The sequence below is a fragment of the Ruania suaedae genome (assembly GCF_021049265.1).
GTDB classification, from domain to species: domain Bacteria; phylum Actinomycetota; class Actinomycetes; order Actinomycetales; family Beutenbergiaceae; genus Ruania; species Ruania suaedae.
In genome coordinates, this window is sequence record NZ_CP088018.1 from 1 (window position 1) to 21,566 (window position 21,566).

General features: G+C 68.0%; 16 protein-coding genes and 2 tRNA genes. 16 read left to right on the plus strand and 2 right to left on the minus strand.

The features are described from left to right. The first annotated feature begins 331 nt into the window (after positions 1-331). The 12 genes from dnaA (at position 332) to LQF12_RS00060 (ending at position 13,410) form a co-directional block, all read left to right on the plus strand. A complete protein-coding gene (dnaA, locus tag LQF12_RS00005; protein WP_435531201.1) occupies positions 332-1,777 on the plus strand; it encodes a chromosomal replication initiator protein DnaA in 1,446 nt (481 codons plus the stop codon). 517 nt (positions 1,778-2,294) lie between these two features. Further along, a complete protein-coding gene (dnaN, locus tag LQF12_RS00010; protein WP_231053965.1) occupies positions 2,295-3,419 on the plus strand; it encodes a DNA polymerase III subunit beta in 1,125 nt (374 codons plus the stop codon). A gap of 27 nt (positions 3,420-3,446) precedes the next feature. Beyond that, positions 3,447-4,346, plus strand: coding sequence for a phosphogluconate dehydrogenase (NAD(+)-dependent, decarboxylating) (gene gnd, locus LQF12_RS00015; protein WP_231053966.1), 900 nt, complete (start codon positions 3,447-3,449; stop codon positions 4,344-4,346). Positions 4,347-4,365: 19 nt separating this feature from the next. After that, positions 4,366-5,538 (plus strand): DNA replication/repair protein RecF, encoded by a 1,173-nt coding sequence (gene recF / locus LQF12_RS00020; RefSeq protein WP_231053967.1) that lies wholly within the window; start codon positions 4,366-4,368, stop codon positions 5,536-5,538. A gap of 28 nt (positions 5,539-5,566) precedes the next feature. After that, on the plus strand, positions 5,567-6,097 hold the full coding sequence (locus tag LQF12_RS00025) for a DciA family protein (RefSeq protein ID WP_231053968.1): 531 nt from the start codon (positions 5,567-5,569) through the stop codon (positions 6,095-6,097). A gap of 207 nt (positions 6,098-6,304) precedes the next feature. Next, positions 6,305-8,341: a DNA topoisomerase (ATP-hydrolyzing) subunit B gene (gene gyrB, locus LQF12_RS00030; protein ID WP_290370711.1), complete on the plus strand. Its 2,037-nt coding sequence runs from the start codon at positions 6,305-6,307 to the stop codon at positions 8,339-8,341. A 13-nt stretch (positions 8,342-8,354) separates the two neighbouring features. Beyond that, positions 8,355-10,946, plus strand: a complete 2,592-nt coding sequence (gene gyrA, locus LQF12_RS00035) for a DNA gyrase subunit A (protein ID WP_231053969.1) — start codon at positions 8,355-8,357, stop codon at positions 10,944-10,946. Between the two features lie 35 nt (positions 10,947-10,981). Continuing rightward, positions 10,982-11,545: a DUF3566 domain-containing protein gene (locus LQF12_RS00040; protein WP_231053970.1), complete on the plus strand. Its 564-nt coding sequence runs from the start codon at positions 10,982-10,984 to the stop codon at positions 11,543-11,545. A 104-nt stretch (positions 11,546-11,649) separates the two neighbouring features. Beyond that, a tRNA-Ile gene (locus LQF12_RS00045) sits at positions 11,650-11,723 on the plus strand. Positions 11,724-11,746: 23 nt separating this feature from the next. Further along, positions 11,747-11,866, plus strand: a complete 120-nt coding sequence (locus LQF12_RS00050) for a DLW-39 family protein (protein ID WP_231053971.1) — start codon at positions 11,747-11,749, stop codon at positions 11,864-11,866. 41 nt (positions 11,867-11,907) lie between these two features. Beyond that, positions 11,908-11,980 (plus strand) — tRNA-Ala (locus LQF12_RS00055). Between the two features lie 200 nt (positions 11,981-12,180). After that, positions 12,181-13,410 (plus strand): cation:proton antiporter domain-containing protein, encoded by a 1,230-nt coding sequence (locus LQF12_RS00060; protein WP_231053972.1) that lies wholly within the window; start codon positions 12,181-12,183, stop codon positions 13,408-13,410. On the opposite strand, the gene LQF12_RS00065 is transcribed toward LQF12_RS00060, so the two are convergent. Beyond that, entirely contained in the window at positions 13,337-14,374 is a 1,038-nt protein-coding gene (locus LQF12_RS00065; RefSeq protein ID WP_231053973.1) for a LacI family DNA-binding transcriptional regulator, read from the minus strand. The genes LQF12_RS00060 and LQF12_RS00065 overlap by 74 nt on opposite strands. Before the next feature lie 43 nt (positions 14,375-14,417). Next, the gene (locus LQF12_RS00070; RefSeq protein WP_231053974.1) at positions 14,418-15,548 is read right to left on the minus strand and encodes a LacI family DNA-binding transcriptional regulator; all 1,131 of its coding nucleotides are present in this window, start codon (positions 15,546-15,548) and stop codon (positions 14,418-14,420) included. Between the two features lie 132 nt (positions 15,549-15,680). Between LQF12_RS00070 and LQF12_RS00075 the strand changes: the two genes are divergently transcribed. From LQF12_RS00075 to LQF12_RS00090, 4 genes are read left to right on the plus strand one after another with little or no spacing between them, the layout of a single operon-like run. After that, the gene (locus LQF12_RS00075) at positions 15,681-16,988 is read left to right on the plus strand and encodes an ABC transporter substrate-binding protein (protein ID WP_231053975.1); all 1,308 of its coding nucleotides are present in this window, start codon (positions 15,681-15,683) and stop codon (positions 16,986-16,988) included. Continuing rightward, positions 16,985-17,902: a carbohydrate ABC transporter permease gene (locus tag LQF12_RS00080; protein WP_435531202.1), complete on the plus strand. Its 918-nt coding sequence runs from the start codon at positions 16,985-16,987 to the stop codon at positions 17,900-17,902. Before LQF12_RS00075 ends, LQF12_RS00080 begins: the two co-directional genes overlap by 4 nt. Then, on the plus strand, positions 17,899-18,732 hold the full coding sequence (locus LQF12_RS00085; protein ID WP_231053976.1) for a carbohydrate ABC transporter permease: 834 nt from the start codon (positions 17,899-17,901) through the stop codon (positions 18,730-18,732). The genes LQF12_RS00080 and LQF12_RS00085 overlap by 4 nt, the downstream gene beginning before the upstream one ends. Before the next feature lie 29 nt (positions 18,733-18,761). Beyond that, positions 18,762-21,551 carry an alpha-L-rhamnosidase gene (locus LQF12_RS00090; RefSeq protein WP_231053977.1) on the plus strand — a complete coding sequence of 930 codons (2,790 nt, stop codon included), beginning with the start codon at positions 18,762-18,764 and terminating at the stop codon, positions 21,549-21,551. The last annotated feature ends 15 nt before the right edge of the window (positions 21,552-21,566 follow it).

A 21,566-nucleotide genomic window follows, 5' to 3' on the forward strand; every position in this document is an offset into this window, starting at 1 on the left:
GGGACCCGGGAACTCCGGTGCCCTCCTCGGTCCACTCGACCGCACTACGGTACGCGAGCGCGGATCGAGCGGTCAAACGCCGACGACGTCCCTTACGTGACACAGCCCACCGCACGGACCCACATCTCCACCCACAGCTGTGGACAACCGGTGGCGGAGCACGCCTGTCCACAGTTACAGTCACAAGTCCCGGGACAACCGTCCGAGCGTCACTTGCCGCAGCATGGCGCGGGCACGACCGGGACGGAAAGTTTCACACAGTCTGTGGACAGCGCTGTGGATCTCTTCCTGTTCGAGCAACCGATCATCAACGCGTCCCACAGGGGGTCATGTGTCCGAGTCACCCGTGGATCCAGCCGAACTCACCAGAGCGTGGGACCGGGCCTTCGAGATCCTGGGCCAGCGTGGTGACCTCGGCGGCGCGCAGCTCGGCTTCATACGGCTCACCAGGCCGCTCGGTGTCATCGATGACACCATCCTGCTCGCGGTACCGAGCGACTTCGCCAAGGACTTCATCGAGACCCGGGCACGTGAATCGATCATCTCCGCGCTGTCGACCGCACTGGAGCGCACCGTGCGGGTCGCGGTCACGGTCGACCCCTCCCTCGAGGACGCCGTCCCCGCCGAACCTGCGCCGCAGCCCGTGCGTGAGCCGGAGCCCCCACGCGCCCCTGAGCCCTCGAGCGCCAACCGGTCCGACCGGGCTCCTCGGCCCGACAACTACGCGACCGGGGTCGACCCCTACGCCCGCCTGAACCCCAACTACACCTTCGAGACGTTCGTCATCGGCTCGAGCAACCGCTTCGCTCACGCCGCCGCGACTGCTGTGGCCGAAGCTCCGGCCAAGGCATACAACCCGCTCTTCATCTACGGTCAGTCCGGACTCGGGAAGACACACCTCCTGCACGCCATCGGCCACTACGCCAAGAGCCTCTATCCAGGCATCCGGGTCCGGTACGTCAACTCCGAGGAATTCACCAACGACTTCATCAACTCCATCCGGGACGACAAGGCCGAGGCGTTCCAGAAGCGATACCGCGAGGTGGATGTACTCCTCATCGACGACATCCAGTTCCTGCAGGGCAAGGAACAGACGATGGAGGAGTTCTTCCACACCTTCAACACCCTGCACAACGACAACAAGCAGGTCGTGATCACCTCGGACCTGCCCCCCAAGCACCTCAACGGGTTCGAGGACCGGATGCGTTCGCGCTTCGAGTGGGGCCTGATCACCGATGTCCAGCCACCCGACCTCGAGACGCGCATCGCGATCCTCCGCAAGAAGGCGGGTGCCGAGTCGCTGCAAGCACCGAGCGACGTGCTGGAGTACATCGCCTCGAAGATCTCCTCCAACATCCGCGAGCTCGAAGGCGCTCTCATCCGGGTCACAGCCTTCGCCAACCTGAACCGACAGACCGTGGATCTGGCTCTCGCCGAGATGGTCCTCAAGGACCTGATCACCGACACCGACGGCGCCGAGATCACCCCGTCGGTGATCATGGCCCAGACCTCGGCCTACTTCGGCGTCACGATCGAGGCGTTGTGCAGCGCCGACCGCTCGCGCGTTCTCGTCAACGCTCGCCAGATCGCGATGTACCTGTGCCGTGAACTCACCGAGCTCTCGCTGCCCAAGATCGGGCAGGTCTTCGGCGGCCGCGACCACACCACGGTCATGCATGCCAACCGCAAGATCCGTCAGCAGATGGCAGAGCGCCGCTCCACCTTCAACCAGGTCACCGAGCTCACCAACCGGATCAAGCAGCAGCAGCGTTCCTGAGTGACCACCTCACCGCTCTGACCTGCTGCGATGCCCGCCGTCATGCACAGATGTGGATGAATCTGTGGACACCGGTGGACAGACCGCCTACATCCGTGGACGAACGACACGAAAGTCGTGGACGTCATCTGTGCCCGGGGCCGTCGTACACAGGAAAGCTGTGACCCTGTGCAGGACCACCTCACCTCGGTCCACAGCACTGCGCGGGCGCTGACCTGCAGCGACGTCGGTTACCCACATCGTCCACAACACCGATGACGAAGATGACCCTTCCCTGGATCATCTGGGTGTGAACAACCAACATGGCCCGGCCGGCCCCTGACGTCGACGGAGTTGGCTCGGGCTTGGCTCTGAGCTGGCTTGGAAGGGCCGGTGATGACAACCTGTCGCCCCGGGGGGCCGGTGTCGTCTACTGTCGAGGCGGAGACGTTCGCCGGTCCAGGGGTCCGGGCGGATCCCGCCAGTCACTATGCTCGGTAGCCCCGAGCGCGCATGAACGAGGAATGAGGCCGACATCGTGAAGTTCAGGGTGGAGCGAGACGTCCTGGCAGACGCCGTCACGTGGGCTGCGCGCACCCTCCCGAGCCGGCCCCCCTCGCCAGTCCTCGCCGGAGTGCGGCTGGAGGCCGACGCCGGGGGACTCGTGCTCTCGACCTTCGACTACGAGGTCTCGGCTCGTTCGATCGTCGCCGCGGAGGTGGAGGAGTCCGGCGCCGTCCTCGTCTCGGGCCGGCTGCTGGCCGAGATCTCCAAGGCGCTGCCCAACAAGCCGGTCGACGTCTCGGTGGAGGGAAATCGCGTCAGCGTGGTCTGCGGCTCGTCGCGTTTTACGCTGCTGACGATGCCCGTCGAGGACTACCCGGCGCTGCCGGATCTGCCGGACGTGACCGGCACCATCTCCGGCGACGCCTTCGCTCAGGCAATCTCGCAGGTGACGATGGCTGCCGGGCGGGACGAGACACTGCCGCTGCTCACCGGTGTCCGGGTCGAGATCGAGGGTGACTCCCTCACGATGCTGGCCACCGACCGGTATCGGCTCGCGATGCGCCAGATCACCTGGTCCCCGGCCTCACCGTCGGTCTCCCGGGTGGCACTCGTGCGGGCCCGCACCCTCTCCGACGTCGCGCGCAACCTCTCCTCCGCCGGATCCATCGAGCTGGCGCTGGCTGACGGTGGCGACATCATCGGCTTCGAGGCCGGCGGCCGTCGCACCACGTCATTGCTGGTGGACGGCGAGTACCCCCCGGTGCGGCGCCTGTTCCCCGATCAGACCACCACGCACACCGTCACGAGCACGCACGAACTCGTCGAGGCGGCCAAGCGGGTCTCGCTCGTGGCCGAGCGCAACACCCCGATCCGCCTGTCCTTCACCGAGGGCCAGGTGGTCCTCGAGGCCGGTCAGGGTGATGACGCACAGGCCACCGAAGCGCTGGAGTCGACGCTCGTCGGCGAGGAGATCTCCACGGCGTTCAACCCGCAGTACCTGCTCGATGGTCTGAGTGCACTGAGCACCGATTTCGTGCGCCTGTCGTTCACGCATCCCTCCAAGCCGGCCGTCATGACCGGTCAGACGGAGGCGGACAGCACCGATCACGCCGAAGAGTTCCGCTACTTGCTGATGCCCATCCGGTTCGGAGCCTGATCACCCACCCACGCAGGAGGTAAGCCCATGCACCTCGGACTCGTCGGACTCGGCAGGATGGGCGCCAACATGCGCGACCGCCTGCGCGCCGCCGGACACCAGGTCACCGGCTACGACCAGAATCCCGATGTCAGCGACGTCTCCTCGCTCGAGGAGCTGGCCGGCTCCTTCGCCGAGGGCGCGCCCCGGATCGTGTGGGTGATGGTCCCCGCCGGCGAGATCACCGAGAGCGTGATCACCGAGCTCGGTGGTCTGCTCACCGCCGGTGATGTGATCATCGACGGCGGTAACTCCAAGTACACCGACGACCTGCGCCGGGCCGAAGAGCTCGGCCAGTCCGCGATCCACTACGTCGATGCCGGGGTCTCCGGCGGCATCTGGGGCAAGGAGAACGGGTATGGCCTCATGGTCGGGGGCCCGGACGACGTCATCGAATCCCTGATGCCCATCTTCGACTCGTTGCGGCCGGACGGGCCGCGCGCGGAGGGCTTCGTCCACGCTGGCCCCGTCGGAGCCGGGCACTACGCGAAGATGGTGCACAACGGAATCGAGTACGGCGTGATGCAGGCCTACGCCGAGGGCTATGAGATCCTCGCCGCCAGGGACGACCTCATCACCGACGTCGGCGCCGTCTTCGAGGCCTGGCAGCGCGGCACCGTGGTGCGGTCCTGGCTGCTGGAACTACTGGTGAAGGCCCTGAACGAGGACCCTGACCTCGACGACATCCGCGGCTACGTGGCGGACTCGGGCGAGGGGCGTTGGACCGTGGAGGAGGCCGTCCTGCGCGCCGTGCCCGCCCCGGTGATCAGTGCGGCACTCTTCGCCCGGTTCGACTCCCGGCAGGAGGACTCGCCTGCGATGAAGGCGGTGGCAGCGCTGCGCAACCAGTTCGGTGGTCACACCACGCAGCCCTCCGCCGACGGCTGAGGCGGAGCCAGAGCCTTGTATGTACGTCTCTGACCTCGCGCTGACCGACTTCCGCTCGTATCCGGAGGCGCTGCTCTCGCTCGATCCGGGCATCACCGCGTTCGTGGGCCCGAACGGTCAGGGGAAGACGAACCTGGTGGAGGCGATCGGGTACCTGTCGACCTTCTCCTCCCACCGGGTGGCCTCGGACGCCGCCCTGGTCCGCCACGGTGCGGCACGCGCGATCATCCAGGCTCGTGTGGTCAGGGAGGAGCGACCCTCCGTGCTCGAGCTCGAGCTGGTCTCGGGCAAGGCGAACCGGGCGCGGCTGAACAGGGCGCCGCTGCCGCGGGCACGGGAGTTGCTGGGGATGTTGCGCACCGTGGTGTTCGCGCCGGAGGACCTGTCATTGGTCAAGGGCGATCCGGACGGCCGGCGTCGCTTCGCCGATGAGCTGCTGGTGCTCCTGAGCCCCAAACTCGCCGGCGTGCGCTCGGACTACGAGCGGGTGGTGCGCCAGCGCAACGCCCTGCTCAAATCCGCCGGCGGCGCGCGCCGCGGCGGGGGCAGCGCGGACCTGCGCACGCTGGATGTGTGGGACGAGAAGGCGGCGGCCGCGGGTGCACAGCTGATCGCCGCTCGTGTGGGCATGCTCAGGAGCTTGCGCCCTCACGTGCAGACCGCCTACGAGCGGGTCAGCTCGGGGCAGAGCGAGGCCGAGGTCACCTATCGCGCGAGCGTCCAGCAGGCGATGTCCGATGACGGCGGCCCGGACGGCGGGGAGGAGCCGCTCACCAACCCCGACCTCGTGGAGGCGCAACTGCTGGAGGCGATGTCGAAGCTGCGGCCGAAGGAGATCGAACGCGGCGTGAGCCTGGTCGGGCCCCACCGCGACGACCTCGAACTACGTCTCGGTGGGCTGCCGGCGAAGGGCTACGCCTCCCATGGGGAGTCCTGGTCGCTGGCGCTCGCGCTCAGGCTCGCCAGCTACGAGCTCCTCAAGTCCGATGACTGGCAGGCCGACGGCGAACCGGTCCTCATCCTCGACGACGTCTTCGCCGAGCTGGACAACCGGCGCCGCAATCGCCTCGCGGAGGTCGTCACCGGTGCCCAGCAGGTGCTGATCACCTCCGCCGTGGCCGAGGACGTGCCCGAGGAGCTCGACGGGGCGCGCGTGGATGTCATGGGATCGGCCGTGACCCGTGTGCGCTGATCTGCCTGAGGAGACAGGTGCCGGCCACGTGGCCGCTGACGCCCCCGACCCCGACGACGCAGCCCGGAACGCTCTGGCCCGTGCTCGCGACGCCGCCCGCGCCAAAGGGCTGCGCACGGCCCGGCCGGGGACGGCTGCGCCACGTAAGCTCCGCCGTCATGACGGGGTGGTGTTCGAGTCCGCACCCGGGCACGGCACCGGTCGGGACCCGGCACCGCTGGGCAATACGGTCGACGCCCTCGCGCGGCAGCTGGGTTGGAGCCGGCCGCTGTCCATAGGGGGCGTGGTCGGTCGATGGCGCGAGGTGGTGGGCGAGCAGATCGCCGACCACTGCACCCCCGAGACCTTCGATGAGGGTGTCCTGGTGGTGCGCGCCGACTCCACCGCGTGGGCCACGCAGATCAGGCTGCTCACCCCCCAGCTGGACCGACGGCTGGCCGACGAGGTCGGCGAAGGCGTCGTCACCCGCATCCAGGTGCTCGGACCGGGTGGTCCGAGCTGGCGCCGAGGGCCCAGGGTGGCGCCGGGAGGCCGAGGGCCGCGCGACACCTACGGCTGAGTGGACGAACGGGCCGCACCCCCGACACAGCACTGTGGACAAACGTGTGGATATTCGTTCCTGGGGCCTTGTGAGGGGTAGAATCGCACGGACCGCCTGAGGGGTGGTGGGGCCCCTCCCGCTGCCGCTGGTCGGCGCACACGAGCATCGACCCGATCGGGATCGCCTGCGGTGGGCGCCTCGAGACGATAGGAGAGCCAGACGAACGTGGCTGACGAGACCTCTGAGCCAGCACCCGTGCAGGGCACCGCCGGACTAACTGGCTACGACGCCGGCAACATCACCGTTCTGGAAGGGCTCGAAGCGGTCCGCAAGCGTCCCGGCATGTACATCGGGTCGACCGGCGAGCGCGGGCTGCACCACCTGGTCTACGAAGTGGTCGACAATGCGGTCGACGAGGCACTGGCCGGATACTGCGACCACGTCCAGATCGCGCTGCTCGCCGACGGCGGCGTGCGGGTCATCGACAACGGCCGTGGTATCCCGGTGGCGATGCACCCCACCGAGGGCCGTCCCACGGTCGAGGTGGTGATGACCGTGCTGCATGCCGGTGGCAAGTTCGGTGGCGGCGGTTATGCCGTCTCCGGTGGTCTGCACGGTGTGGGTATCTCCGTGGTCAACGCCCTCTCCTCGCACGTGATCACCGAGGTCAGCCGCGACGGGTACCACTGGCGGCAGGAGTTCTCCAACGGTGGAGCCCCGCTCGGCGAGCTCCAGCAGCTGGCGCCCACGGACGAGACCGGCACGACGCAGACGTTCTGGGCCGACCCCACCGTCTTCGAGACGACCGACTACGACTTCGAGACGTTGCGCTCGCGGATGCAGCAGTATGCCTTCCTCAACAAGGGGCTGCGCATCACGCTGACCGACGAGCGCCGGGGGGACACCGACGACGAGGTCGCCGGTGCCCGCTCCGACGGCGAGAGCAACGCCGCGCACAGCAGGTCGGTCAGTTACAAGTACGACCAGGGCCTGCTGGACTATGTGGCTCACCTCAACGCCTCCAAGCGGTCCGAGCTGGTGCACCCCGAGCCCATCTCGTTCGAGTCCGAGGATGTCGAGCGCACCATCTCCCTCGAGATCGCGATGCAGTGGACCGGTGCGTACTCCGAGAGCGTGCACACCTACGCCAACACCATCAACACCTCCGAGGGCGGGACGCACGAGGAGGGTTTCCGTTCGGCGCTGACCACGCTGGTCAACCGGTACGCCCGCGAGAACAAGCTGCTGCGCGAGAAGGACGAGAACCTCACCGGCGACGACATCCGGGAGGGGCTGACCGCCGTCATCTCCATCAAGCTCGGCGAACCTCAGTTCGAGGGTCAGACCAAGACCAAGCTGGGCAACACCGAGGCCAGGACGTTCACTCAGAAGGTCGTCTTCGATCAGTTCGGTGACTGGCTCGAGCGCCACCCGAACGAATCCAAGGACATCATCCGCAAGGCGATCCAGGCCTCCGCCGCCCGTTTGGCCGCCCGGAAGGCGCGTGAGGCCACGCGCCGGAAGGGCCTGCTCGAGGGCGGGGGCCTGCCCGGCAAGCTGAAGGACTGCTCCACGCGGGACGCCTCCCGCTCGGAGGTCTTCATCGTCGAGGGTGATTCCGCCGGTGGTTCCGCGGTGCAGGGCCGCAACCCGGAGACGCAGGCCATCCTGCCGATCCGCGGGAAGATCCTGAACGTGGAGAAGGCGCGGATGGACAAGGCGCTCGCCAACTCCGAGGTCCAGGCCCTGATCACCGCCTTCGGGACCGGCATCGGCGAGGACTTCACCCTGGAGAAGTTGCGCTACCACAAGATCGTCCTGATGGCCGATGCCGATGTCGACGGTCAGCACATCTGCACGCTGCTGCTCACGTTGCTGTTCCGGTACATGCGTCCGCTGATCGAGCACGGGCACGTCTACCTGGCCCAGCCGCCGCTCTATCGCCTCAAGTGGACGAACGCCCCGCACCAGTACGTGTTCACCGACCGCGAGCGGGACGCCATGCTCGCCGAGGGCCTCGCGAAGAACCAGCGCCTGCCCAAGGAGACGGGGATCCAGCGATACAAGGGTCTCGGCGAGATGGACTACCGCGAGCTGTGGGAGACGACCATGGACCCGGACACCCGCACCCTGCGCCAGGTGACGATCGGGGAGGCCGCCGCGGCGGACGACATCTTCTCGGTACTCATGGGCGAAGACGTGGAGTCCCGCCGCTCGTTCATCCAGCGCAATGCCCACGACGTGCGCTTCCTCGACGTCTGAGTAAGGAAACTCCGTGACCGACGACATCACCCCCGTGCCCGACGAGCCGGCGGAGGTCATCACCGACCGCATCGAGCAGGTGGATCTGCAGCTGGAGATGCAGCGGTCCTATCTCGACTACGCGATGAGCGTGATCGTCAGCCGTGCCCTCCCGGACGTGCGCGACGGTCTCAAGCCGGTGCACCGGCGCATCCTGTACGCGATGTTCGACGGCGGCTACCGCCCGGACTCCTCCTTCTCCAAGTGCTCGCGCGTGGTGGGCGACGTGATGGGTCAGTTCCACCCCCACGGTGACAGTGCCATCTACGACGCCATGGTGCGCCTGGTGCAGCCGTGGTCGATGCGCTACCCGCTCGTGGCCGGCCAGGGTAACTTCGGCTCGCCCGGCAACGATCCCGCCGCCGCGCCGCGGTACACCGAGTGCAAGATGGCACCGCTCGCGCTCGAGATGGTGCGCGACATCGACAAGAACACGGTCGACTTCGGGGACAACTACGACGGCAAGACGCAGGAGCCGGTCGTCCTGCCCTCACGGATCCCGAACCTGCTCGCCAACGGCAGCTCAGGGATCGCCGTCGGGATGGCCACGAATATCCCGCCGCACAACCTGCGCGAACTCGCCGCGGGCGTGCGGTGGCTGCTGGAGAACCCGGAGGCGAGCGCCGAGGAGCTGCTCGCCGCGCTGCTGCAGCGCATCAAGGGCCCGGACTTCCCGACTGGTGCGCAGGTCCTCGGCCTGCGGGGCATCGAGGACGCCTACCGGACCGGACGCGGCTCGATCACCATGCGGGCCGTGGTGGAGGTGGAGGAGCTGCAGGGCCGTACCTGCCTGGTGGTCTCCGAGCTGCCCTACCAGGTCAACCCGGACAACCTGGCTGCGAAGATCGCCGACCTGGTCCGTGACGGGCGGATGCAGGGCATCGCCGACATCCGCGACGAGACCTCCGGCCGCGCCGGGCAGCGCCTGGTGATCGTGCTCAAGCGCGACGCCGTGGCGAAGGTGGTGCTCAACAACCTCTACAAGCACACCCAGCTGCAGGACAACTTCGGTGCGAACATGCTCGCGCTGGTCGACGGCGTGCCGCGCACGCTCAGCCTGGATGCGTTCATCCGCCACTGGGTCACCCACCAGATCGAGGTGATCGTCCGCCGCACGCAGTGGCTGCTCAAGCAGGCCGAAGACCGCATCCACATCCTGCGCGGTCTGATCAAGGCCCTGGACGCCCTCGACGAGGTGATCGCGCTGATCCGGCGCTCTCCCACGGTGGACGAGGCCCGGACCGGGCTGCGCGAGCTGCTCGACATCGACGAGATCCAGGCGAACGCGATCCTGGAGATGCAGTTGCGGCGCCTGGCGGCGCTGGAGCGGCAGAAGATCCTCGATCAGTTCAGGTCGCTCGAGGCCGAGATCGCCGACTACCGCGACATCCTCGGCTCCCCGGAGCGCCAGCGCACCATTGTCGGGGACGAACTCGGCGAGATCGTCGACAAGTACGGCGACGAGCGCCGCACGACCATCCTGCCCTTCGACGGTGAGATGTCGATGGAGGACCTGATCCCCGAGGAGGACGTGGTCGTCACGATCACCCGGGGCGGGTACGCCAAGCGCACGCGTACCGACAACTACCGTGCCCAGCACCGCGGGGGCAAGGGCGTGCGTGGTGCCCAGTTGCGTGGCGACGACGTGGTGGACCACTTCTACGTGACCACCACCCACCATTGGCTGCTCTTCTTCACCAATCTCGGCCGGGTGTACCGGGCCAAGGCCTATGAGCTGCCCGAGGGCAGCCGGGACTCCAAGGGCCAGCACGTGGCCAACCTGCTGGCGTTCCAGCCCGGGGAGAAGATCGCCCAGGTCCTCGACCTGCGCGATTACGACCAGGCCGAGTACCTGGTGCTGGCCACGCGCAGCGGCCTGGTGAAGAAGACCAGGCTGAGCGAGTACGACTCCTCCCGCACCGGTGGTGTGATCGCGATCAACCTGCGCGAGAACGGGGCCGGGGAGATCGACGAGGTCGTGGCCGCCCGGTTGGTGAACTCCGACGACGACCTGTTGCTGGTCTCGCGCAAGGGCCAGTCGTTGCGGTTCAGCGCCACGGACGAGGCGCTGCGCCCGACCGGGCGGGCGACCTCGGGCGTCACGGGGATGAAGTTCCGTGAGGATGACTCCCTGCTGTCGATGAATGTGGTGCGCACGGGCTGGGATCTGTTCGTCGTCACCGAAGGCGGTTTCGGCAAGCGCACCCGGGTGGACGAGTACCGGGTGCAGGGCCGCGGCGGCCTCGGGATCAAGGTCGCGAACCTCGTCGAGGCGCGCGGCGACCTGGTGGGCGCGCTGATCACCGGCGCGGACGACCAGGTGTTGGTGATCATGGAGAAGGGCAAGATCGTGCGGACCGCGGTCTCCGAGGTCAACCTCACCGGCCGCACCACGCAGGGCGTGACCTTCGCGAAGCCGGACGCCGGCGATCGCATCATCGCGATCGCCCGCAACGTCGAGACGGCGGTCGAGGAGGAGGTGGAGGCTGTAGTTGAAGGTGCCGAACCCGAGTCCGATGGCGTAGCGTCAGGCGAGTCTTCGGGTGAAGGACAGGAAGAGATCTGATGAGCGAGCAGACGCCTAGGCCGACGAGTATGCCGGTGCGCACGTCCACGAAGAGCTTCCAGCCCGGCGAGCGCCGGACGGAGCGGCCGTCGTCGGCGCCCGCGGACGCAGCGACTCAACAGCAGCCGGCACCGGCGGGCACGTCGGCGAGGCCGGCGCAGCGGCCGCCCCAGTCCGGCGGGCCGCGCACGGAGGGGTCCGCTCAGCCCAGCGGCGATGAGCACCGGCCCGAGACCGGCCCGCGCCGCGTCCGTCTGGCCGTTTCGCGCGTGGACCCCTGGTCGGTGATGAAGTTGTCCTTCCTGCTCTCCATCGCGATCGGGATCGGCCTCGTGGTGGCCACGGCGGTGGTGTGGGGGGTCCTCAACTCCATGGGCGTGTTCGCTCAGGTGCAGAGCCTGATCGAAGAGGTCGGTGCGATGGCGCAGTTCGGTGGACTCCTGGAGTACGTGGAGTTCTCCCGGGTGCTCTCGGTGGCGACTGTCATCGCCATCGTGGACGTGGTGCTGCTGACGGCGCTGGCGACCCTCGGCGCCTTCGTCTACAACCTGGTGGCGGCAATGGTCGGCGGTCTGCACCTGACCCTCACCGACGACTGAGACCCTCCCCTCGGGCGTGACGCGAGCCACCCGGCGCCGTGTTGGAGCCGATGCTCGCGCTGGGGTAGTCTCTGGGGGCGCCCTGCGGGTATCCCCGGGGCCACGGGCCTATAGCTCAGACGGTTAGAGCGCTTCCCTGATAAGGAAGAGGTCGCTGGTTCGAGTCCAGCTAGGCCCACAGCTGCCACGGAGGGAGACGACATGAAGAAGGCTCTCGTCCTCGTCGTGGTGGCCGTGGGCGGCCTCCTCGCCTGGCGCAGGGTCGCCGAGCAACAGGCCACCCGCGAGGTCTGGGCCGAGGTCACCGACCCGCTCCCCTGAGCAGGCGACGGCGACCGCGCAGTATCGTAGGACCGCCCCCAGGGGCCATGGCGCAATTGGTAGCGCACCTGCTTTGCAAGCAGGGGGTTGCGGGTTCGAGTCCCGCTGGCTCCACCCTTCGTCGGGATCTCTGCCGACGGCGTCCGCGGCCAGGCACGGCCTGGCCGCGAGGATCGTCGGCGTCACGCCATCGGGCACGGCGGGCTGCCTGCCCAAGCTCGTACGGGCCGTACCGAGCTCGGCCTGCCGGCCTCGCGCCGTCGGAGTAGCCTGGCGCGCGCCGATGATCAGTGCGTGACGGGAAGGTCTCTCTCGTGGATGACTTGCATCTGTCCTACGGGCTGGCGGGGCTCCTCGCGGTCCTGCTGGCCCTCGGCAGTTACAAGATGCGGACGCTGCCGCTGAGCGAGCCGATGGTGGCCCTCGCCCTGGGTGTGGTGTTGGGGCCGCAGCTGCTCGCCCTGGTGGAGATCTCCGACCATGTGCGCGATCTGATCCTGCTGGAAGGAAGCAGGCTCATCGTGGCGCTGTCGGTGATGGCGGCTGCTCTGCGCTTCCCCACGAGCGATATCGGCAGGGTGGTCCGGCCGGTGCTGTTGCTGGTGGCGATCGTGATGCCGCTGGCGGCTGTGGTCTCCGGGGCGGCCTCGCTGGTGCTGGGCCTGCCGCTGGCCCTGGCGGCACTCATCGGCGCCTGCCTGTGCCCCACCGACCCGGTGCTGGCCAGTTCGGTGGTCTCCGGGACACCGGCGGAGAAGAGCCTGCCCGCCAGGGTGCGACACACGCTGAGCGTGGAGAGCGGGATCAACGACGGTCTGGCGCTCCCGCTCGTCGGTCTCGCGATCGCCACACTGCTGCCCGCACGGTCCGTCGGTGCAGCCGCCGGGAGCCTGGCCTACGAGGTGCTGGTGGGTGCGGTGATCGGAGTCGTCGCCGGCGCTCTGGCCGGGTGGGGCGTCCGTCTGGCCACGCGGGACCGTGACCTGGAGCAGGCGCCGGACCTCATCCTGCCGTTGCTGCTCGCCGTGGCCGTGCTCGGGGTGGCCAAGGTGGCCGGCACCGACGGGATTCTGGCGGTCTTCGTGGCCGGGGTGGTCTACAACCGGATGGTCTCCGCCGATCAGCGCGAGCCCCAGCAGGCCATCGACGAAGCGGTGAACCGTTACGCGGCCCTCCCGGTCTTCCTCGTGCTCGGTGTGGTGCTGCCCTGGGCGCAGTGGGCCGAGCTGGGGCCGGCGGCCCTGCTGTTCGTCGTGCTCGTGCTGGCTTTGCGCCGGCTGCCGTGGCTCCTGGCCCTCCCGCGGCCGATGCGCCTGCCGGCGCAGCAGGCGGTGTTCCTGGGCTGGTTCGGACCGATGGGCGTGAGCTCGTTGTTTTATCTGGCCCACAGCCTGGACCAGGGCGTGAGCGATCCGAGGCTTTTCGCCGTCGGGTCGCTCATGGTCACCGCGAGCGTGCTCGCCTTCGGGATCAGTTCCGCGCCGGGCCGGCGCCTCTACGTACGGGCCGGGTCGAGCCACGCTCGACCAGGCGTACCGGACTGACCAGGTGCTCGGCGTCGGCCGGTGGGTCCTGGCCCATCCGCGCCTGCAGCAAACGCACCGCGTTGTCGACGATCCAGTCGCTGCTGGGATCGATGCTGGTCAGCTCCGGGTACACGTGGGCCCCGATCTCCAGGTTGTCGAAACCCACCACCTGGACGTCCGCCGGTACGCTCCGGCCGGCGTCCCGCACGCCGGCCAGTGCCCCGACGGCGACATCGTCGGTGACGGCGAAGACGCCGTCGATGGAGGGGTCCGCCGCTAGCGCGGCCGCGATGGCGGCCCGGCCTTCGCCGACGTCGAGTCGCGGGAGCTCGAGGATCAGCCGTTCGTCCACAGTCAGGCCGGCCTGCTGGTGTGCCCCGGTCCACCCCTGCGTGCGCAGGCACGACATCCCGGTGGACCCAAGCCCGCGGCGCCCGCCGGCGATCAGGACCCGCCGGGAGCCGCGCTCGAACATGTGCGCCACCGCCAGGCGTGCACCCTCGACGTTGCCCATCATCACGTGGTCGAAGCGTGCCGGCACCTCGCGCTCGCCGAGCAGGACGATGGGGATGGAGTCGCGGATGCGGTCGAGCTCGGACTCGCGCAGACCGACCACGCTGAAGATGGCGCCGTCGTACATGTGCAGGCGTGCCAGGGCCAGGGCCGAGAGCTCGCCCGCGGCGCTGGCGGAGGTCTGCTCGATCACCACCTGCCTGCCCAGGGCCTCCATCGCCCGCGCCACCCGGGCACCGAGGGCGCCGAAGTAGGCGTGATCGAACTGGGGAACGATCAGCGCGACGGAACCGCTGCGCCCGGAGCGGAGGTTCCGCGCGGTGAGATTGACCTGGTAGTGGAGATCGGTGACCGCCCGCATCACCTTCTCGCTCGTCTCCGGACTGACACGGCGGCGACCGCTGAGCACGTTCGAGACCGTCATCACCGACACGCCGGCGGCCTCTGCCACCTCGGTCATCGTGGTCATGTGGCCTCCGGGGCGCGGTCGTGATGAGGGATCGGGCGCAGTCCTATTCTGCCGCCGATCCCTTCGCAGGAGCGGTGGATCCACGCACGCGTAGGTGAACCTGCTCCTCGACCTGAACCGACTCGGTGCGCCCGGCGATGCGTTCCAACAGCAGCCGGACGGCCTCGGCGCCGATCCGCAAGCCGGATTGATCGACGCTGGTCAGGGAGACGAGGGGATGGCTCGCCATGGTGATGTCGTCGTAACCGACCACCGAGACATCGGCAGGTCCGAGGCCGGCCTCGGCGATGGCGCGCAGCGCGCCCATCGCGAGGGTGTCGTTGCCGGCGAAGATGGCCGTGGGAGGTGTAGGCCGGGCCAGGAGAGTGGCGGTGGTGGCCTGAGCCTCCAGCTCATCCCCTCCGGTGTAGATGATCAGGGGTTCCCATCCGCGCTCACGCATCTGCTCGGAGTAGACAGTGCTCCGGATCGCGTGCGGCTCCCGCCCCGATCGCTGCCACCGCGTGGGGTCGTCCACCAGCGCGTGCTCTCGCGCGTTGTCGATGGTCAGATGCGCGATCCGCCGATGCCCGAGATCGAACAGGTGAGCCATGACCTGCTCGGTACCCGAGTGGTCGGCGCCCGTCACGGTGTCGTAGTGCCCGGAGATGTCGTGCCGGCCGATGATGGCCACCGGGATCCGATCGCTGAGATCCTCCAGCCACCTCTCGCCGACCATCGGTGAGATCGCGACGATGCCGTCCACCTGCCGGTCGGCCAGGCTCTGGAGCGCGGCTCCTGTCTCGCGCGGTGCGGTGACCGGCGCGACAACCAGTCGGTAGGGCGTTCCCGACAACGTCTCCAGCGCGCCACGCACGATCATGGTGAGGAACTCATTGCTGACCTGAGCGATCTCGATGCCCAGCGTGTGCGAGGGCCCGCGCATCGAACGCGCCGCGACGCTCGGACGGTAGTTGAGCTCGGCGATGGCCGCTTCGACCCGGATGCGCATCCGCGGACTCACGCCGTAGGCGTTGCGGATGACCTTGGAGACGGCCGCGCGCGAGACACCAGCGGCGTCCGCGACGTCCTGGATAGTGGCGGTGCGCACCGTGGGTCGGGGCGCACCGGGTGGCCCCGACGGCGACTCAGCGCTCGCCGCCCGGGCGCTGTCAGCATCGGCAGCTCCGGTCACGGATCACAGTTTAGTACCAACAGTGTAGATCGGTTGACGATCGGACCGACATCCACCTATCGTCGGCCATGAAAGGTTTCATACCGGCGGCAGAACGACCTGCCGCACCGTCTTTGCGAGGAGGCAAAGCACATGATCCCGACAACTTCCCGACGGCACCTCGGTGCCGGGGTGGCCTCCGTGGCTGCCGCGGCGCTCGCGCTCTCGGCTTGCTCCGGCGGCGGCAGCGATGACGGCAGCGTGGAGATCACGTTCCTCACCACTGCCGAGGAAGCCGATGTCGAGCTGGCTGAACAGCTCATCAGCGCCTTCAACGAGGACAACCCCGATGTGACGATCAACGTCGACACCCGACCCGGCGGCACCGAGGGCGACAACCTCATCAAGACCCGCCTGTCGACCGGTGAGATGGCGGACGTCTTCGTCTACAACTCCGGCTCCCTCTTCCAGGCGCTGAATCCCACCACCAACCTGGTCGACCTCAGCGACCGCCCCTGGGCCGGTGAGCTCACGGAGGACTACACCTCGGTCGTCAGCACGGACGGGACTCTCTACGGCGGCCCCTACGGCAGCTCGTTCGCCGGCGGTATCGCCTACAACGGTGCGATCTATGACGAGCTCGGGCTGGAGGTGCCCGAGTCGTGGGATGACTTCATGGCCAACAACGAGGAGATCGCGGCGGCGGGTTATGACCCGGTGATCCAGACCTATGGCGACACCTGGACCAGCCAGCTGTTCGTCCTCGGTGACTTCGCGAACGTCAACGCGGAGGACCCGGAGTGGGCCGAGCAGTACACCGCCCATGAGCGCTTCTATGCCGAGGAGCCAGCCCTCGCCGGGTTCGAGCACCTCCAGGAGGTGCAGGAGGCGGGTTTCCTCAACGAGAACTACCCGTCCGCCATCATGGAGGACGGCGCGCGGATGCTCGCCGAGGGCGAGGGCGTGCACTACCCGATCCTGACCAACTTCCTGGACACCGTCCGGGCCAACCACCCGGACGCGGTCGAGGACATCCGGTTCATGGCGATCCCGGCCGATGACCCGGCGAACACCTCGGCCACCATCTGGCAGCCGGACGGCATCTACATCCCGCAGACCACCGAGGGCGCCGAATTGGAGGCTGCGACGGCGTTCGTGGACTTCGTCGCCGGACCCGAGGCGTGCGAGATCTTCACCGAGCAGAGCAACCCGACCGGCCCGTATGTGAACGGCTGCGAGTTGCCCTCCGATGTCGCACCGCTGGTGCAGGATGTGCAGTCCTACTTCGATGCCGAGCGGACTGCCCCGGCGCTGGAGTTCCTCTCCCCGATCAAGGGCCCGAACCTGGAGAACATCACCGTCGAGGTGGGGTCGGGTATCCGTGGTGCTGAGGAGGCGGCGGCGAACTACGACCGCGATGTGGAGAACCAGGCGCGGCAGCTGGGCCTCGAGGGCTGGTGACCACTGCAACGACCGGGGTGCGGGCCGGCAGGGCTCGTAAGGTCCGCACCCTGGGAACTGCGCGTCATGCGTACCCGCTGTGGTTCTACCTGCCCGCGGCGGTGTTGTTCCTGGTGTTCTTCGCGATCCCGACGTTCGCCTCGTTCTATTTCAGCCTCACGCGGTGGACGTTGTTCGATCAGGAGTTCATCGGACTGGAGAACTACATCCAGTTCTTCCGTGAACCACAGCTGTATCAGAGCTTCATCAACACCCTGATCTACGGTTTCGTCACCTCGGGAATGAAGGTCGTGATCGGGCTGGCGCTGGCGGTGCTGCTCACCTCAGCGCTGGTGGGCCGGAACTATCTGCGGTCGGTGATCTTCTTCCCCGTGCTGGTCTCCACCATCGGGGTGGGGATCATGTTCAACGCGTTGCTGGACCCCTTCGACGGGGTTGTCAACGGGGCGTTGGAGACGTTGGGCATCACCGGTCCGGGATGGTTGACCAACCCTGACATCGCGTTGCTGACGATCGCAGGGATCGATGTGTGGAAGGGCCTGGGGATCGCGGTCCTGATCTACATCGCGGGCCTGGTCGCCATCCCCACCGAGTACTACGAGGCCGCGAAAGTGGATGGGGCCTCGAAGTGGGCGGTGTTCAAGTCGATCACGTTGCCGCTGGTCAAGCCCGCGACGGGCACGGTGATCATCTTGTCTCTGATCGGTGGGTTGCGCTCCTTCGACCTGATCTGGGCCACCACCGGTGGCGGGCCGGGCTTCAGCTCCGATGTGATCGGGTCGGTGATCTACAAGCAGTACCAGGCCGGGTTCTACGGCCTGTCCACCGCGGGCAACGTGGTGTTGTTCCTGGTGGTGACCGCAATCATGGTCCCGATCTCGCTGATGCTCAACAAGCGGGAGGTCGAACAATGAGACGTGAACGGATCATGCGGTGGGTGCTGGGCATCACCGCGATCGTGGCCTCGATCATCATCTTCATCCTGCCGTTCGCCTTCATCGTGGTGCAGGCGATGAAGACCCGTCAGGAGGCTTCCGAGCTGTCTTTCTCCTGGCCCACGGAGCTGGCGTTCGTGGACAACTTCATCGAGGTCATCACTCAGCGTGATTTCATCGTGGCGCGTGCGTTCGTGAACTCCACGGTGTTGACGGTGGTGAGTGTGTCGTTCCTGGTGATCATTGCCGCGATGGTCGGGTATGTGATGCAGCGGCGTGCCTCCAGGATCCGTACGGTGGCGAACTTCTTCGTGCTGGCGGGGTTGATCGTGCCCCCGGCGGTGGTTCCCACGGTGTGGGTGCTGCAGGGGGTGGGCCTGTTCGGGACCCTGCCGGGGCTGATCCTGATCGAGATCACGTTCGGGTTGGCGTTCTCGATCCTGTTGTTCCGCGCGTTCGTCTCCACGATCCCACGGTCGCTGGATGAGGCGGCGATCATCGATGGCGCGAGCCCGTTCCGGATCTTCTTCGGGGTGATCCTGCCGTTGATGAAACCCACGGTGGTCACGGTGATCGTGGTGCAGTCGGTGCAGATTTTCAACGACTTCGCCAACCCGTTGTACTTCCTGCCCGGTGATGACAACGCCACGGTGCAGCTGACCCTCTACAACTTCCAGAGCCAGTCCTCCAACCAGTGGAATTTGCTGTTCATGGACATTCTCCTGATCACGATCCCCCCACTGGTCATGTACATCTTCTTCAACCGCCAGATCGTCGCCGGTATGACTTCCGGCGCCGTCAAAGGCTGAGCAGACCAACCTCCTTGGAGTGAACTTCCATGACTTCTCGCGTCACCCGGCTGCGGGTGGAACGACGCAACGACGCCGCCCTGGCGGACGTCCCCTCCCCGCGACTGAGCTGGGTGGTCGAGTCCGATCAACCCTGGCAGCAGGCCGCTGCCGAGGTGCGCCTCGACGGCGGCGAGCCGGTGCGGCTGGAGACGGGACAGTCGGTCTTCGTCGACTGGCCCTGTGCCCCGCTCGCGCCGCACGCGCGCCACGACCTGGCGGTGCGGGTCACCTCGACCGACGGCGTCACCACCGAGTGGTCCGAGCCGGTGCAGGTGCGGGCCACATTCCTGGGCGAGGGTGAGTGGCGCGCCGCCTACATCGGCCTGGCCGACCCCGACGGCGAGGCGTGCCCAGGGCGGGCGCGCACCGAGTTCGCAGTACGTGGGCAGGTGCAGAAAGCGACGCTGTATGCCACGGCCGGGGGCGCCTACCAAGTCAGCATCAACGGCGCCGATGTCGATGACAGCGTGCTCAAGCCGGGGTGGACCGACTATCACGAGCGGCTGGTGCATGAGTCCACCGACGTCACCGACCTCGTGCAGGACGGCACGAACGCGATCGGGATCCGCTTCGCCGGCGCCTGGTGGACCGAGAAGTTCGGTTTCCATGGCACCGGCCGGCGCATCTACGGCGACCAGCCGGCCGTTGCGGCACAGCTCCACCTCGAACTCTCAGACGGTTCGACCCAGGTCATCGCCACGGACGCGACGTGGCGAGCGGCCGCCGTCGGGGAGATCACGGCGAGCTCGATCTATCAGGGCGAGGACATCGACGCCCGGCGCGCCCTGCCGGGCTGGGACCAGGCCGGCTTCGACGACGCGAACTGGCCGGCCGCCGTCGTGAGTGATCTCGCGGTGGTGCCCGAGGCCGACCCGGCCGAACCGGTGCGACGGGTCGGCGAGGTCGCCGTGGCCGAGGTGATCACCACTCCCGCGGGCAAGACCGTGCTCGACTTCGGGCAGAACCTCGTGGGCCGCCTGCGGGTGCGGGTCCGGGGGCCGGAAGGCCACGTCATCACCCTGCGCCACGCCGAGGTCCTCGAGCACGGTGAGCTCGGCGTGCGCCCCCTGCGGTACGCCAAGGCCACGGACACCGTGGTCTGTTCGGGGAGTCAGGACGTGGTCGAGCCGGAGTTCACCTTCCACGGCTTCCGCTACGCCGAGGTGGAGAACTGGCCCGGGGAATTCGACCCCTCGGCGGTGACTGCCGTGGTGATCAGCAGCGACATGCGCCGCACCGGGTGGTTCGAGTCCTCCCACGAGCTGGTCAACCGGCTGCACGAGAACGTGGTCTGGGGGATGAAGGGCAACTTCGTCTCCATCCCCACCGACTGCCCCCAGCGCGATGAACGCCTCGGCTGGACCGGCGACATCCAGGTCTTCTCCCCGACGGCGTCTTCGCTGTTCGACAGTGACGGGTTCCTGACCTCCTGGCTGCGCGACGTCGCCCTCGAGCAGGCACGCGCGGGTGGGGTCTGCCCGTTCGTGGTGCCGAACGTGCTCGGAGACCCGAAGCCGGCGACGGCGTGGGGCGATGCCGCCACGGTGGTGCCGATGGTGCTCTACGAGCGCTTCGGCGACCGCGCCGCCCTCGCCGAGCACTACCCCTCGATGAAGTCCTGGATGGAGGTGCTCGTGGACCTGGCCGGCGAACGGCTGCTCTGGGAGGGGGACTTCCAGTTCGGCGATTGGCTCGACCCGGCCGCACCCCCGGACCAGCCCGGCGGCGCCCGCACGGACAAGGACATCGTGGCGAGTGCGCACGTGGTCCGATCGGCGACGCTGCTCGCCGAGGCGGCAACCATCCTCGGCCACCCCGACGATGCGGATCACTATGGTGACTACGCCGAGCGTGCGCGGCAGGCGTGGGTGAACGAGTACGTGACCGGGGCTGGCCGCATCGTCTCGGACTCCCAGACGGCCTATGCGATGGCGATCGGCTACGGCCTCGTCGACGGCCGCACCACCCAGGCGATGGGTGACCGGCTCGCCGAGATCGTGCGCCGCGACGGCTTCGTGATCGGCACCGGCTTCGTGGGCACACCGATCATCGCCGACGCCCTCAGTTCCACCGGACACGCCGATGTCGCAGGCCGGCTGCTGCTGCAGACGGGGCTGCCGAGCTGGCTGTACGCCGTGACGATGGGCGCCACCACGATCTGGGAACGCTGGGATTCCATGCTCCCGGATGGCACCATCAACCCGGGCGAGATGACCTCCTTCAACCACTACGCCTTCGGAGCGGTGGCCGACTGGCTGCACCGCGGGGTGGCGGGGCTGGTCCCGGATGCTCCGGGCTATGCGCGGATCCGAATCGCGCCGCTGCCGATCGAGGGGATGGAGCACGCCTCGGTGCGGCGCGAGACCCCCTACGGGCTCGCGGAGTCCGGCTGGGCCGAGACCGGCGAGGGCACCCTGCGGGTGCACGCCACGATCCCGGCCAACACGACGGCGCAGGTCGCCCTACCCGGGCAGGACCCGTTCGAGGTCGGCTCCGGCACGCACGAGTGGACGGTCACCGACCCCCGGGTGACCCCCCGCGTGGACGAGATCGGCTGGGACACCTCGCTCGGGGCGATCGTCGACGACCGGCGCGCCCACGAGCTCCTGCTGGCTGAGGTGGCTGCGGTGGACGCCGAAGTCGGTGACCGGCTGCGCCACGGCACCGCATGGACGGACGGTCAGCCGTTGCAGACCATGCTGTTCGGTGTGCCGGGTGCGGTACGCGAGCAACTCCCGGCAGCATTCGAGCGGGTGAACGCGGCGCTCGGGCGATAGCTCCACGGACCGTGA

Excerpts from the sequence above, each read along its gene's own strand:
- gnd (WP_231053966.1), top strand. The coding sequence starts at position 3,447 with ATGCACCTCGGACTCGTCGGACTCGGCAGGATGGGCGCCAACATGCGC.
- recF (WP_231053967.1), top strand. The coding sequence starts at position 4,366 with ATGTACGTCTCTGACCTCGCGCTGACCGACTTCCGCTCGTATCCGGAG.
- LQF12_RS00050 (WP_231053971.1), top strand. The coding sequence starts at position 11,747 with ATGAAGAAGGCTCTCGTCCTCGTCGTGGTGGCCGTGGGCGGCCTCCTC.
- LQF12_RS00065 (WP_231053973.1), bottom strand. The coding sequence starts at position 14,374 with ATGACCACGATGACCGAGGTGGCAGAGGCCGCCGGCGTGTCGGTGATG.
- LQF12_RS00075 (WP_231053975.1), top strand. The coding sequence starts at position 15,681 with ATGATCCCGACAACTTCCCGACGGCACCTCGGTGCCGGGGTGGCCTCC.
- LQF12_RS00085 (WP_231053976.1), top strand. The coding sequence starts at position 17,899 with ATGAGACGTGAACGGATCATGCGGTGGGTGCTGGGCATCACCGCGATC.
- LQF12_RS00090 (WP_231053977.1), top strand. The coding sequence starts at position 18,762 with ATGACTTCTCGCGTCACCCGGCTGCGGGTGGAACGACGCAACGACGCC.